The sequence below is a fragment of the Streptomyces sp. ADI95-17 genome, from assembly GCF_003846175.1.
In the GTDB taxonomy this organism is placed as follows: Bacteria; Actinomycetota; Actinomycetes; order Streptomycetales; family Streptomycetaceae; genus Streptomyces; species Streptomyces sanglieri.
In genome coordinates this window covers 39,715-53,027 of sequence record NZ_ML123057.1, presented here as the reverse complement: position 1 = coordinate 53,027, position 13,313 = coordinate 39,715, and the positions used below count along the sequence as shown (strand labels likewise).

Sequence of the window (13,313 nt, the reverse complement as noted above, 5' to 3'; positions counted from 1 at the left end):
GGGATCCCCGCCACCAAGTGGGAACCCGCGCCGCGGGGCTCTCCGCGGCGCGGCCCGGCGAACAGCGATCCTCGACAGGACCATTTCCATGACGACCACAACTCCGGCTGTGCCGACGCAGGCCGACCCGCCCACCACTGCAGAATCCGGCATCCTGCGTCGTGCAGCCTGCGAATTCGGCCTCACCGGCCTTCTGCTGTTCTTCGTCGTCACGGCGTGCGCTGGCTTATCGCACCCGACTCGCCGATCTCCGTCCATGACATCCACTACGCCCTCGCCATCCTTGGCGTCACCATCGGGGTGCTTCTCATGGTGTTCATGACGTCTCCACCCGGCCGGCGGTCCGGCGGACACCTCAACCCCGCCGTCACCATCGCGCTGTGGCGGCTCGGAGCCTTCCCGGCCCGCGCCGTTGTCCCGTACGTCACAGCCCAACTGGCCGGCTCCGTCGCGGGAACGGCGCTCGGCCGACTTGTCTGGGGACCGGCAGTCTCCCGTGTCCCCGTCGGCTACGCGACCGTCCACGCCGACCCGGCATGGAACGCCACCGCGATCCTCACGGCGGAGACCGGAGTCCTCGTCCTGCTGACCATGATGCTCTCCGTGCTCCTGGCACACCCGGCCGGCCGCAGACTGCTCCCCTGCGCGGTGGGCCTCGCCACCGCGGTCATCATCGCGACGCTCGGCCCTCTCAGCGGCGGATCGGCCAACCCAGCACGACAGTTCGGTCCGGCGCTCCTGGCCCAGGACACCACCCACCTGTGGATCTACCTGCTCGCTCCGGTGCTCGGCGCGGTGCTGGGAGCAGCGCTCGTGGCTCTGGCCAAACCCCGGACCGCACAACGGCCCCGGTGCTGAAAGAGGGATATCACCAAGCGGATATCGCGGCGGACCGGAACGCCGGGCCCACGCCGGTGTCCAGATCTCGCCGTCGGGGCGGCCGGGGCAGACGCGTCTCGTCTGGTCCCGCCTCGGCTTCGAGCATGCTGACGGCGGGCGGGCGGGTGACGAGCGACGTCTATCCGGGTAGTCATGCATCGCATCCGGGAACAACCGGCACGAGCGACAAGAAGCCCCGCCTCCGCTGGAACCCCCATGCCATATAGAAACGCCTCACCGAAACCCCTCGTGCAACGACATCAAATATCGTCACGTCAAGTGATCGCGTCTATCGCGTCTATCGCGACAAGGGACTGCTCCCAGAGCCCGACCGTGATACGTCCGGCTACCGGCGGTACGGCGCGAACGACGCCATTGACCTGATCAAGATCCGGACGCTCGCCGAAGCTGGCGTCCCCCTGGCCCGTATCCGGGGCCTGAGATCAGACCGACAATGAGTGCCAGCAGGCGCTGTGCGAGATCGACGACGAGCTCACCGCCAGCATCCGTGGCGCCGCTCGACCTTTCCCCTAGGGCAGGGTTGCAGCATGGCGTCATGACGAACACGAGTGTCGATCGGGAGACCCTGCGCGAGCTGCAACGGATCTCCGACGCCGGGTAGGACGAGGCAGGGGACGAGCTGAACCGACTGTTGAAGGCACCGGCCGACGGGCATTGGGATTGACGCTCCGGCCAGCCGCAGCGGCCGTCCAGGCCGCGCGGCCACCGAATTCGGGCCGCGGCCGGTGCTTGACCGTCCTGAACGCCCCCTAGATTGACCGTTTGCCTGCTGTCACCGCCTGCCCGGTCATCCTGACCGCCTCCGACCGGCACCAGCTGAAGAAGGTGGCTTACGGCCATAAGACAGAGCACCGGTTCCGGATACGACGGCGCGGCGCGGCGCGGTGCCGTAGCTGTCGGCGGCGCCCGCGAGGGATTACGGGGAGTCTGAAGGTACCGGGGACCGGGTCAGCTTGTCACGGAGCTGTGAAGGAGTCGCACCCGGGCGTAACGCTGGGCCGATGGCGTCTTGTTGCGGACAGCGTTTGTCTCACACGTTCTTCTCCGAGAAGCGGCGCTGCTTCTCGGGGAAGAGCGAAGGGGCCGGAGTGGGTGGCTGAGCTGTCGGTCAGGTGGTTGGGGCGAATGTGTGGAGATGTTCGTGGATGAAGGCGCGGAGTGTCCTGGCGGGGCGGCCGAGGACGTTCTCGATGGTGTCGTTGGGGGACTCTAGGCGTGCGATGGCCAGTTGCTGGATCTCCACTACGTGGTCGGCGAGCCAGGGCGGCATGTGTGCGGTCGACAGGAGATGGCTGCGGAATGCGCTCGGCGGCAGGTCGGTGTGACGGACGGGACGGCCGGTCAGCTCACTGAGCAGACGGGCGAGTTCGGGATGGCTGAAGGCCTGCGGGCCGGTCAGGGTGTACGTGGTGCCGGCGAGACCGGGGCGCAGGAGGGTCTCGGCGGCGACATCGGCGATGTCCCGGACGTCTATGTAGTTGCAGGGCGCCTCGCGCATTGCCCCGATGAGCACGCCCCGGGCGATTGCCGGGGCGCTCAGGAGCAGCTTCTGCATGAACGCGTACGGCCGGAGCAGCGTAGCCGTCATGCCGGTTGTCGCCAGGTGTTTCTCGACTCGCCAGTGGCCGCGGGAGACGGTCACCGGTGAGGCGGGCTCGGCTGCTGGGGCGGAAAGCTTGACCACGTGCTGTACCCCGCATGCGGCCGCGGCATCTATCACGTTGTTCTCCAGCTCGGCCTGGCGGGGACTGTTGGCCATGGCGAGGAACAGTTGCGTGGATCCCTCGAACGCGGCGCGGAGTGTGCGGGGGTCCGCGGCGTCCGCGCCGACGGTCTCGACCGGCGTTCTCGCGCCGGTGGCAACGCCCAGTTTGCTGGGGTCACGGCTGACGGCGCGACAGGGGACGTCGAGTTCGGTCAGCCGGCGGAGCAGCGCGCCGCCGGTGGCGCCGGTTGCGCCCACGATGGTGATCACAGTGTGCCTTTCGTAGGTGAGGGATCTCGAAGAACGGGTGGGGAGGGTCGGGTCATCCCTGCTACCGGGATGTCGTGCCGTGCCACCGCCAGGTGACGATGGCGGTGGCCAGGGCGGCCGACAACGGCAGGTCGATCCGTAGCCGCTCCAGCCATTCGGCATCCGGTACCGGTGCGTGCGACGGCAGCCAATCGGACGCAAACCATCCAGCCAGGCCGCCGATTCCGGCCGCCGCAACGGTGAAGACGATGGCGAGTGCCGGCCGCGGCGCCGAGGTCGTCCAGCGACGGGGTCGGCCGCGGCGGTGCAGCCACGCGCCGACAGCGCCGGCCACCAGGGCCGATGTGACCCCGATGGAGGTGAAGGCGGCCGTGGTCAGTTCGGACTGGCCGCTGAGGACTCCGCCGAGCCCGGCGGTGAGCGCGGGGGCCAGGTAGGCGGTCGCGACTTCCTTCCAGAGCGTGAACGGGCGCGTGACGGAATTGCGTGGCGCGGTTCTGCGCGGGGGAATCATGGGACTCCTCGAAAATGATTAGGAGGCTAACTATTAGGGTATGAGGGCGATGCCGCCCCGGGCGGGCGACCGCTCCTCGCGGAGTGCGGTGGTGCTATTCGGCGGTCAGTGCGCCGATCCGTCGAGTGATCCGTTCCAGAAGATCCAGGAACAATCCGCGTTCGTCGGCGGTCAGTCCATCGACGAGTGACTCAAGTCGTGCGAAGTGGTCCGCTGCCATCTCACGCAGCTGCCGGGCACCGCGCGCGGTGAGAACGACCACCGCGCCCCGCCCGTCCTCCGCGGAGGCGCGGCGAGCCACCAGGCCCTCCCGCTCGAGTCCGCTGACCAGGCCGGTCACCGTGGCGCGCGAGACATCAAGGCTCTTCGCGAGCTGTGACGGGGATTTCTCGCCGCCGCTGTCCTCGAGATCCACCAGGAGGCGGTAGCGTCCGGTCGACAGCCCGGAGCGCGAGAAATGCACTTCGGACGCCCGAACCAGGCGGGCACCGGTCGCCATGAGACGCACCGCGACAAGTACCGCCTGCGGGTCCGCGTCAAGTCCGTACCGTTCGATCTGCGTCCGCGCCTGTTCGAGCGTGGGTGCGGCGCCGGGGTTCGCATCCTCGTTCCTCATGGAAAGTAGTATGGAGGCTAACTACATGTCGGGCAAGTTGTCGGTGTGGCTGCTGTGATCCGCGACGGCCCGCCACACCGCAGCCGCTGCGGAAGAGGCGGGCGATTGAACGAACCCTCGGCTGGCTGATGCGGCACCAGTGTCTCGCGCGGGACTACGAGACTCTGCCTCAGAGGGCGACCGCCAATCCGGTGATCACGTACAGTCACTCATCTTTGCGGCCGCGCGTAGGCAATCCGAGCTGGCCACTCGTAGCTAGCTCCCGCCGTCAAATGATCTACTGCGCAGACAGCCGCCCACGATCAGCACGAGCATCCCGAGAGCCGGTCACGCCAGCCCTTTAACCTGCAACTTCAAGATGGCGGAGGCTCACTGGATGGAGTTCACTCCCACCTGATGGTGTCCATTCCCACCGGGGTGCTCGCCACGGTGGGCTTGGCCTTCGTCCGACGGCCTGACTCTCCAATCGACAGCCGCCCAACCTGGCGGCGAGGGGTGTCAGACCCCCTCGTCACACTTGTTCCATGAGAACTTCAAATGGTCCGTATTCCAACGGAGTTGATGCGCTGACGGAGGCACTCACCCCCTCTGGATGGCGCACCCACGACGCTCTGAGGCCAGGAGACCATGTCCTGACCATGGATCCCGGCGAGAAGAGGATCCGCTGGAGCCCGATCCTGGGGATCAGCCGTCGGGACTGGAATAGTTGGCGCGACGGCGAGCTGATCCAGTGGGACCACCGCTCCGTCTCAGCCCTGACGGCACCAGGACACCGCTGGATGGAACAGAACGATCAAGGGCGCAAGCGCGGAGACAACCGGCCCCACACATGGTCCACCACCGGAGATCTCATCGGACGAACCTGGGCCAGGCTCGTGTTCGGCGGCGGGACACCCAGCGCGTTCCCGAACGCGTCCCCCCACTCTGACGAGTTTGTCGAACTCTTGGGCTGGATCGTCGCCGAAGGCTGCTACCCGAAGCCGAAGGGCGACGGCTCGTGGAATCACGTCTCGATCTCTCAATCCGAGCGGGTGAATCCCGAGAAGACCGCACAGCTCCGACGACTCGCCTCGCACTTCACAAACCTTGGTTACACCTTCAATGAGTACAAGGTGAGGCCGGATGGCGTCGTCCCGTTCTACATCGGTTCTGATCTCGGCGCCGAGATCAGAACGGCACTCCCCGACAAGCAGCTACCACCCCTCCTGATCGCCTCGCTGACCCTCGCTCAGGCGCAGATCCTCTACCAGGCCCTCATCGACGGCGATGGGAACAGGCACGTGGGTGGCGGCGACTACTGGATCCAGGTCGACCAGGGCCGCATCGACAGCTTCCAAATGCTCGCGGCCATGCTGGCCTCCCGCACTGCGCAGAAGACATGGGATGCCCTCAACGGCGTGTCTCGCACCACCATCTACACCCGTGATGGTGGAACCTCCGGGAGCACCCACCCCTCCCCAGTCGACTACGTCGGTGTGATCTGGCATCCAGAACTGTCGAGGTCCATGGCCTGGGCCGCCCGCCGCGCCGGCACCACCTACTGGACCGGATCGCCGGAGCTAACTGAGCCCGAGGCGGCCCGCAGCCAGTCACATCGACGCATCGGTCGGATGAACAAGATCAGCTCCTCTGATAGGCCGCCACTCAGCATCGAATCAACCGCCAGCACGTCATCGACCTCACCCAGCAGGAACTCAGCTCCCGCCTGAGCGGAGGGCGGACCCTGTCCGGAGCCTGACGACAGACACCTAGCCGGGTACTCACGCCGACGAGTCGGCCATGTGCACGCGGCTCGGCTCGCGACAGAGCGACGACCTCCGCAAGCGTGCTCACGCCGGTTGCACCCACGCTGCGCTCCTCCGCCGGGGTGAACCTGCACGCCAAATCGCTGTCGGCTACGTCCCGGTCCGGAGCACTGATCCGGGGTATGGCCGAGGCTCGCGAGCGGCACAGGCCGGACCCACGAACCTGGCGCACGCCGGGACACACGTCCTGGTCACCGCCCTAGCGCTCGGGGCCGGCACCCTGGCCCTGAGCCTCCCGCTGACCATCCCGGCCGGGACGCCCCGGTCGACGAAGGGGGCCATGGCCTCCATCAACTCCGCCACCGGGCCCGGGGCCGGTCCTGTTGCCGCCCGGGCCGAGACACGGCGCCGGTAGGCCTTCTGCTGGCACGCCGAACCGAATACGCAGAATCCGCACGCCCAGCCGTAACGCGCTCACCACACGCCCCACCTGCCAATAGCAGGCGGTGAGGTTGGCGCGGGAGGTGAGGGTGTCGGGGTGTTCGTTGCCGAGGAGCCGTTCGCGGTCGGTGAGTACGTGCTCTTTGATTTTGATGGCGTCGTTGGTGCGCCCGGCCTGCCAGTAGAAGTTGGCGAGGTTAGAGCGGGAGGTGTGGGAGTGTTCGTTGCCGAGGAGCAGCTCGCATTCGGCGACCATGTGTTCCCAGTACGTCGAGGCGGCGTTGTGCAGGTGAGTATTCAGGAGGCTTGCTCCCGCGCTGTAGAGCACGGGGTGGGCATCGGGTGTCCATAGGGACTCTCCGGCATGGGTGGTGAGGGAGTCGGTGTTGGTGCGTAGCGTGGCGGCCAGTTCGCGTTGTGTGTGGTCGGTGTCTGGCCAGATCTCGACGAGGGCGTCGGCGGCGGTGACCGCGGTTGCTGGCTGCTGTTCTTGAGGGATGGTCTGGCGTACGGCCCGGGCGGTGAGCGCGTGGATGCGCACCGTCCGGAGGCTGTCGGCCGAGTCGTACGTGATCAGTCCGTACCGGTCGAGGAGCCGCAACGCCGCGCCTGCCTCGTCGCCCATGACGGCGGCGGGGTGTTGTTGGGTGAGGTAGGTGAGGAAGGCGGTGGTGTTCCACAGTGCGGCGGGCTGTCCGGCGGGGTCGAGGTAGGCGGAGATGCGGAGGGTGGTGCGGGCCAGGGGCCCGTGGGGGTCCTGGTCGGTGGCGTCGAGGGCGAGGAGCAGGGTGGTGGTGATCTGCCGGCCGTAGCGTTCGGTGTCCGCCCAGTGGGGCAGGAGTTCGTCCAGGTGTGTGGCGCGGTTGGTGAACCGTTCCAGGTAGGTGCTGCAGGAGGCGTTCTCACGGAGCATGTACGCGGCAGCGTGTCCCAGCGCCAGCGGCAGGTATCCGAGTGCCTCGGCGAGGGCTGGGGTCCGGTGGTCGGCCAGGTGGGCTTTGTGGTCGTGGGTGAGGCGGGCGGTGAGGTAGCCGGTCGCTTCGGCCGGGGTGTAGACGTCGACGTCGATGCGTGCCCGGCCGCCGCCGGTCAGGCGCGGGTCCTTCAGACGCGTGGTGGCAAGGGCCCAGCCGGTGCCGCGCTGACTGGTCGGGGTCCGCTCGGACCAGGTCACCGGCCGCACCTGGGGCGCCAGGGGAGTCACTCCGGTCGTCCGCCGCACCGGGAGGGACAGTTGGCCCAGCAACTCGGGCAAGCATCGACGTCACGGACACGCACCCTCAGCCTGTGAAGCAAGGTCAGCAAACGATGTAGCCGTGTTCCGCAGGTCCGTGGGCTGCCATGTCCTGCCGTACCGCCCCTCAGCGCCAGCCGTCCCCTCACCGCAGGGCCACGGCTTCCCTGGCTGGACTCTCCTGACGTGGCTTACGGACCCATGGGGCCTGTAGGGAACCGCGGAGGGGGATCGGCGGGTCCGTGCAACAGGCAGGCGAAGTCACTCTGGTTGCGTGCACTGCACGAGGAGGGTTGGGGATGACGGGCATGAGGAGCGAAGAGCCGTCGGCGTGGCGGGTCGGGGACGTGATTGACGACCGGTACGAGGTTCTGGCAGAGCTCGGGCGTGGCGGCATGGGCGTGGTGCACCGGGTCCGGGACCGGGAATGGGGCGTCGACCTGGCGGTCAAGAGTCCGCGGCCGGGCCGGTTCCAGAGCGTGGGCCACCGGGACATGTTCGTCAACGAGGCTGAGGCGTGGGTGGGGTTGGGGCTGCACCCGAATGTGTGTGGCTGTTACAGCGTGCGCTTGCTCGACGGGGCTCCACGAGTGTTCGCCGAGTACGTCGCGAGCGGCAGTCTGGCGGATTGGATCGCGGACGGACGGTTGTACGCGGGCGAGCTGTCGGAGGTACGTGCCCGGATACTGGACGTCGCCATCCAAATGGCCTGGGGTCTGGAACACGCCCACTGTCACGATGCGGGCGGGCTGGTGCACCAGGATGTCAAGCCCGCCAATGTGCTGCTCGATGTGGGCGCGGACGCAGCGTTCACAGCGAAGGTGACCGACTTCGGCCTTGCCCGGGCCAGGGCAGGAGCTTCCGTGGATGGCGGCGTGCCCGAGGGGGCCAGCGCCGTCGTCTCCTGGGGTGGCATGACGCTCGCCTACGCGTCACCTGAGCAGGCCAAGGGAGAGCGAGTGGGGCGGGGGAGCGATATCTACAGCTTCGCGGTGTCCGTGCTGGAGATGTTCACCGGCGGCAGGACCTGGATGGTTGGACCCGTCGCCACAGAAGTCCTCGCAGATCACCGCGCCGGGCGGCGGCGGGACACTGACCGGATCGAGATCCCGGCGAAGGTCGTGGCACTGCTGGACCGGTGCCTGCGTCGCGACCGGGCAGCCCGTCCGCGGTCGATGCCCGAGGTCGCCAGCGAACTGGTCGAGGCCTATCGCCGGACGGTGGGCGAGGCGTATCCACGCCACCAGCCGGTCGCGGCGGACCTGCGTGCCGACGAGCTGAACAACCGAGGGCTGTCACTCTTGGACCTCGGTCGGCCGGCCCAAGCAGCGAAAGCGTTCGAGGCAGCCGTCGACATCGACCCGCGGCACCTGGAAGCCACCTACAACGACGGCTTGCGCCGGTGGCGGTCCGGCGCCCTCACCGACGATGCACTGATCAGCAGGCTGGAAGCTGCCCGCACCGCCTCCAGGGACTCCTGGACGGCCCGATACCTGCTGGCCGAAGTCAACCTGGAGCGCGGTGACATCGCCACGGCCGACGCGCTCCTCGGCACTGTCGAGGAAATGGCCCCGGAGCAGCCGAAGGTTGCCAGCGCCCTACGAACGGTCAGGGAGGGCGGGGCGCCCGATCGCAGCCGCGTGACGTCCCGCCCGATGGGCTGGTGGCCCGCCGAGGAGAGGTGGGTGTCCGATGCCGACGGTCTCAAGGTGCCCCAGGCACCGCGAACGAAGGTCCGCTTAACAGCAGACGGCCGGCGGGCGCTGGTCTCCTCCCGGAAGTACGTGGGCCTGTGGGACCTGCACAGCGGACAGTGCCTGTTTCGCCGGGACGAGCCGCACTACTACAAGGAGATCGATGTCAGCGCTGACGGGCGGTTCGTCATGTGTGGCCTCGACCGCCAACTGCACCTGTGGGACCTGGTGAGACGTCGTCGCTTGTGGCGGGTGGACTTCAACGAAGAGTCGGGGTCCTCCACGTCCCGCTGGCTCGGTGCGGACGGCCGTACCCCGGTCAGCGCCGTCCGGCTCAGCGCCGACGGCCGCGTCGCTGCCGCACAGACGGGCGGCGGCAGTGTGACGATCTGGGACGCGCTCACCGGGGAGTTGAGCCTGCAGCTCGGTCAGCAAGGCAGCCTGGCCGCCCTGTCCCCGGACGGACGTTCAGTGCTGATCACAATTGATGACGGCAGCCTGCAGCTGTGGGACACCACCGGGGCCCTCAGGTGGGAGTCGCATGGGGTCAACGCGGCGGCCGTACCCGCATCCATCAGCGCGGACAGCCGGACCGTGGCGATGGCCCGCTCTCGCGGGACCACCAAGCGCTCCTGGGAGGACATCGGTGTCTGGGATCTTGCCACTGGTGCGCAGACGCACACACTGACCGGCCACACACGACGCGTGGTGTCGCTGTCGTGGAGCAGCGACGGCCAGGCGCTGCTGTCCGGCGGGACCGACGGCACGGCACGGCTGTGGGAGCTGGACAGCGGCCGCTGCCTGCGCACTTTCCCGTCCACCGCGAGCTGGCAGCAGCAGGTGCTGCTGGCGCCGGGCGCCCGTCGCGCGGTCGCTGCCGACGAGGGCGGAGTGCGATGGTGGCCCCTGCCCGGCCGCTACACCGCGCCACCCCGGTTGAGCCCCCCACACCGGCACGGAGAGCTGGCCAGACTACAGGCGGGCGTGGGAACGCTGGTCGACGCAGCCGAGCGTGCCAGGGACGGGCGTCGCTACGGCGAGGCGCGCGAACTGCTCGCCAGGGCACGGCAGACTCCCGGCTTCGAACGAGCCCCGCACGTGCTGTCGGCCTGGCGGTCGCTAGCCGGTGTTCTGCCGCAGGTGGGGGTGCGGGCCAGTTGGCAGGTCGGCGAGCTCCCCGGCCTGTCCGTGGCGCCGTGTGCGGTCGATCTGTCGTCGGACGGTGCTCGCGTCGTATCCGCCGGTGAAAGCCTGCGGGTGTGGGACACGCGCACCGGTCGATGCTTGCGGGAATGGGGGGTCGGCACGGGACTCGACACCCGGGCACACATCAACCGCCCTTCCCCGTTCACCGCGGTCCGGCTCAGCCCCGATCAACAGCGCGTGCTGTCCGTCACGCAGGACGGCCGACTCTCTGTGTGGTCGATCGACACCGGTGACAGACTCACGAGCATCACCGACGAGCGTGCCGGCCGCGGTGCCGAGCCGGCATGTTTCAGTACGAACGGGCGCTGGGCGCTCACCGCAGACCGGAACAAGGCACTGCACCTGTGGGACGTGAAGGACGGCCGCCTCGCACGAACGCTCTGCGGCCACGGCCGCAACGGCTTCATCACCACTGACCTGTGGGTGCATCCCGACGGGCACCGGGCGGTGTCCAGCAGTTGGGACCGCACCGTGCGGGTCTGGGACCTGGACTCAGGCGAGTGTACGAACGTTCTGGACAGTCCCACGGAGACCTCCTCGGTTGCGCTGAGCCCGGACGGAGCTTTCGCCGTGTCCTGTGGCAACGACCGGACCATCCGGCTCTGGGACCTCGGCTCCGGCACCTGCGTACGGGGCCAACAGCACCTGCCGGGTCACGCGCAGACGGTCCAGTACATCTGCGACGGCCGCTTCGTGGCGGTCGCGGTGTCCAGCAGACCCACGAGCATGGTCCAGGTATGGAACCCGAGGACCGGACAGTTCGTGCACACCCTCGACACGCAGCAGATCGGGATCTGGGCTTGCGCGTTCACGCCGGACGGGCGGTACGCCCTCACCGCCGGCGCGAACACGCCACTACGCCTGTGGGAACTCGACTGGGAGCTCGCCTCGTACCCGACCTGACCAACCAAGGAATTGGTGACGGCTTAGAGATCGCGCGGATAGGTGCTCCGCGGCGACGAGCTTCCCGTGCCCAGGAAACTCTGTAGTACGGGCCTACGAGTGAAGAGATGAGACGTCAGGCAGGTGTCTGAGCCGGTCGTCTCCGCCCTGGTAGCGTTCACGGCATGTCTGCTGCTTCGTGTGCGGCCGCTTGCGCCGCAGTGACCAGGACGTTCCGCTAGCGGCGGGGCGTTCGACTCACACACTCTTCCTGGACGTCCAGCCGCTTCGTGATCAGGCCGGAGCGGCATGTTTGTGCTGCTCAGAACTTCTTCTGAGCGACGGAGTACCTGATGCTTCCAGGCATCCTTTCTTCCCGCGGGCACAGCCCGTCCCCGGCACGCGCATGGCTGGTGCTGTGCGCGGTGTCCATGCTGCAGTTCTTCATCGCGGTCGACGTGACCGTGGTCAACATCGCTCTGCCCTCGATCGGCGCTGACTTCGGCGTTGACGGGCACGTTCTGACCTGGGTGGTGGTCGGGTACACGGTCGCCGGTGGTGGGCTGCTGATGCTCGGTGGCCGGCTGGGCGACCTGCTCGGGCGGCGGCGCGTGCTGCTGCTCGGCACCGGCCTGTTCGGCGCCGCGTCGCTGCTGGCGGGCCTGGCCCCCACGTTTGCGCTGCTGGTGGTCGCGCGCCTGTTGCAGGGCGCCGGTGAGGCCATCGCGCTGCCCGCTGCAATGGCCACCATCGTCCTGATGTTCCCCGAAGGTCCGCGCAGGTCGCGGGCCCTGAGCGTGTGGGCGGCGGTGGCCAGCTGCGGTCTCGTGCTCGGATTCGTCCTGTCCGGAATCATCACCGCCCACCTCGGATGGCGGTGGATCTTCCTGGTCTCGGTCCCGTTCATCCTGATCGTGCTGCTGGCCGCTGTCTTCCTGGTCGAGGCGGACCGGCCCGTGGCCAAGGACGCCCCGCAGCTGGACCTTCCCGGCGCGCTGTTGCTGACCGCTTGCCCGCTGCTGTTCATCTTCGGCGTGGTCGAGGCCGGTGAACCCGGAACGCCCGCATGGGTGGTCCCGGGGGCGCTGGCCGGGGCGGTGGCCGCCGGAGCCGGGTTCGTGAGGGTCGAGGCACGCTCGCGCAACCCGCTGCTGCCGCTGCGCTTCTTCGCCAACCGCACGCGTGTGGCGGCCAACCTGGCCACGATGCTGCTGAGCGGGGCGCTGTCGACCTCGTTCTTGCTGTTCACCTTCTATCTGCAGGACCGGTTGGGCATCGGCCCGCTCGGCGCGGGTCTGACGATGCTGCCTCTGGCCCTGTCGCTGATCGTTTTCTCCATGCTCGTGCCCCGCCTGCTGGGCCGGTGGGGAACACGCGCGTGCGTGCTCGCCGGCATCGGGTTCACCGCGGCCGCGATGGCCGCGATCGCGGCCATCGCGGCCCTGCGGGGAGGCGGCATGACGATGATCTGGCCCATGCTCCTGATCGCGGCCGGGATGGGGTTCGGCATCGTGGGGCTCCAGTACCTCGCGGTCAGCGGCGTCACCGAGGACGACGCCGGGACCGCCTCGGGCGTCCAACGCGCGGCTGACCAACTGGGCGGTGCGACCGGGGTAGCGGTCTGTGTTGGGATCGGGTTCGCCCCGTCCTTGCACTCCTTCGATCCGTTCCTGGTGGCCACCCTGCTGGCCGTCATGGGGCTCGTGACCGGCGCGGTTGTGGCTTGGCGCATGCCCGCGCCCGCTCCCGCGGCGGACCTGCAACAGGCCGGGTGACCTTCGCCCCGCAGGGGTGTGCCGCCCCGACTGCCAGGACGGCACACCCCTGCGGGACTTGCTGGTCAACGCCCTCTACGGCCGAGCGAAGGTTACGTGCCCGTCCTGCCCTCATCCATAACCGACCCGTTGTGGGACCAGTCCCAAGCCCTCCTGCCCAAGCGGGCAGTGGCCGCTCATCCATTGGGCTGCCACCGTCCCCGCATCCCCGACCGGGGACATCGGCAAGGAACACCATCACTGCGTGGTGCTGGATGCCCAGGGCGAGCATCTGCTTTCACGCCGAGTTCTCAATGATGAGATGGCTCTGCCGGAGCTGAATTCAGGGCGC

Annotated in this window: 9 protein-coding genes and 3 pseudogenes; 8 read left to right on the top strand and 4 right to left on the bottom strand. The window is 68.3% G+C overall.

Annotated features, from left to right (window positions below):
- The first annotated feature begins 216 nt into the window (after window positions 1–216).
- Complete coding sequence (locus tag EES42_RS43315; RefSeq protein WP_241196980.1) at window positions 217–858, top strand: MIP/aquaporin family protein; 642 nt, start codon at window positions 217–219, stop codon at window positions 856–858.
- A gap of 287 nt (window positions 859–1,145) precedes the next feature.
- Window positions 1,146–1,389: pseudogene (locus tag EES42_RS43310) on the top strand (MerR family transcriptional regulator); the annotation flags it as partial.
- A gap of 619 nt (window positions 1,390–2,008) precedes the next feature.
- On the opposite strand, the gene EES42_RS43300 reads toward EES42_RS43310, so the two are convergent.
- From EES42_RS43300 to EES42_RS43290, 3 genes are all read right to left on the bottom strand, one after another.
- Window positions 2,009–2,863 (bottom strand): NmrA family NAD(P)-binding protein, encoded by an 855-nt coding sequence (locus EES42_RS43300; RefSeq protein WP_323180998.1) that lies wholly within the window; start codon window positions 2,861–2,863, stop codon window positions 2,009–2,011.
- A 73-nt stretch (window positions 2,864–2,936) separates the two neighbouring features.
- Window positions 2,937–3,389, bottom strand: a complete 453-nt coding sequence (locus EES42_RS43295) for a hypothetical protein (RefSeq protein ID WP_124723686.1) — start codon at window positions 3,387–3,389, stop codon at window positions 2,937–2,939.
- Window positions 3,390–3,483: 94 nt separating this feature from the next.
- On the bottom strand, window positions 3,484–3,888 hold the full coding sequence (locus tag EES42_RS43290; protein ID WP_241196979.1) for a MarR family winged helix-turn-helix transcriptional regulator: 405 nt from the start codon (window positions 3,886–3,888) through the stop codon (window positions 3,484–3,486).
- A gap of 200 nt (window positions 3,889–4,088) precedes the next feature.
- Between EES42_RS43290 and EES42_RS47085 the strand changes: the two are divergent.
- Window positions 4,089–4,190, top strand: a pseudogene (locus EES42_RS47085) (IS5/IS1182 family transposase); the annotation flags it as partial.
- A gap of 339 nt (window positions 4,191–4,529) precedes the next feature.
- The gene (locus tag EES42_RS43285) at window positions 4,530–5,714 is read left to right on the top strand and encodes a hypothetical protein (RefSeq protein WP_164495586.1); all 1,185 of its coding nucleotides are present in this window, start codon (window positions 4,530–4,532) and stop codon (window positions 5,712–5,714) included.
- Window positions 5,715–6,009: 295 nt separating this feature from the next.
- Here EES42_RS43285 and EES42_RS47080 read toward each other — a convergent pair whose 3' ends face one another.
- Window positions 6,010–6,447 (bottom strand): tetratricopeptide repeat protein, encoded by a 438-nt coding sequence (locus EES42_RS47080; protein ID WP_241196993.1) that lies wholly within the window; start codon window positions 6,445–6,447, stop codon window positions 6,010–6,012.
- A 1,277-nt stretch (window positions 6,448–7,724) separates the two neighbouring features.
- Between EES42_RS47080 and EES42_RS43275 the strand changes: the two genes are divergently transcribed.
- From EES42_RS43275 to EES42_RS47790, 4 genes and pseudogenes are all read left to right on the top strand, one after another.
- A complete protein-coding gene (locus tag EES42_RS43275) occupies window positions 7,725–11,228 on the top strand; it encodes a protein kinase domain-containing protein (protein WP_124723682.1) in 3,504 nt (1,167 codons plus the stop codon).
- Window positions 11,229–11,632: 404 nt separating this feature from the next.
- Complete coding sequence (locus EES42_RS43270) at window positions 11,633–12,982, top strand: MFS transporter (RefSeq protein WP_124723760.1); 1,350 nt, start codon at window positions 11,633–11,635, stop codon at window positions 12,980–12,982.
- Between the two features lie 96 nt (window positions 12,983–13,078).
- A pseudogene (locus tag EES42_RS43265) lies at window positions 13,079–13,198 on the top strand (IS5/IS1182 family transposase); the annotation flags it as partial.
- Window positions 13,161–13,313 (top strand): IS110 family transposase (locus EES42_RS47790; protein ID WP_164495602.1); only part of this gene is annotated, 153 nt, incomplete at its 3' end. The pseudogene EES42_RS43265 and the gene EES42_RS47790, both read left to right, overlap by 38 nt.

Excerpts from the sequence above, each read along its gene's own strand:
- EES42_RS43295 (WP_124723686.1), bottom strand. The coding sequence starts at position 3,389 with ATGATTCCCCCGCGCAGAACCGCGCCACGCAATTCCGTCACGCGCCCG.
- EES42_RS43290 (WP_241196979.1), bottom strand. The coding sequence starts at position 3,888 with ATGGCGACCGGTGCCCGCCTGGTTCGGGCGTCCGAAGTGCATTTCTCG.
- EES42_RS43285 (WP_164495586.1), top strand. The coding sequence starts at position 4,530 with ATGAGAACTTCAAATGGTCCGTATTCCAACGGAGTTGATGCGCTGACG.
- EES42_RS47080 (WP_241196993.1), bottom strand. The coding sequence starts at position 6,447 with ATGGTCGCCGAATGCGAGCTGCTCCTCGGCAACGAACACTCCCACACC.
- EES42_RS43275 (WP_124723682.1), top strand. The coding sequence starts at position 7,725 with ATGACGGGCATGAGGAGCGAAGAGCCGTCGGCGTGGCGGGTCGGGGAC.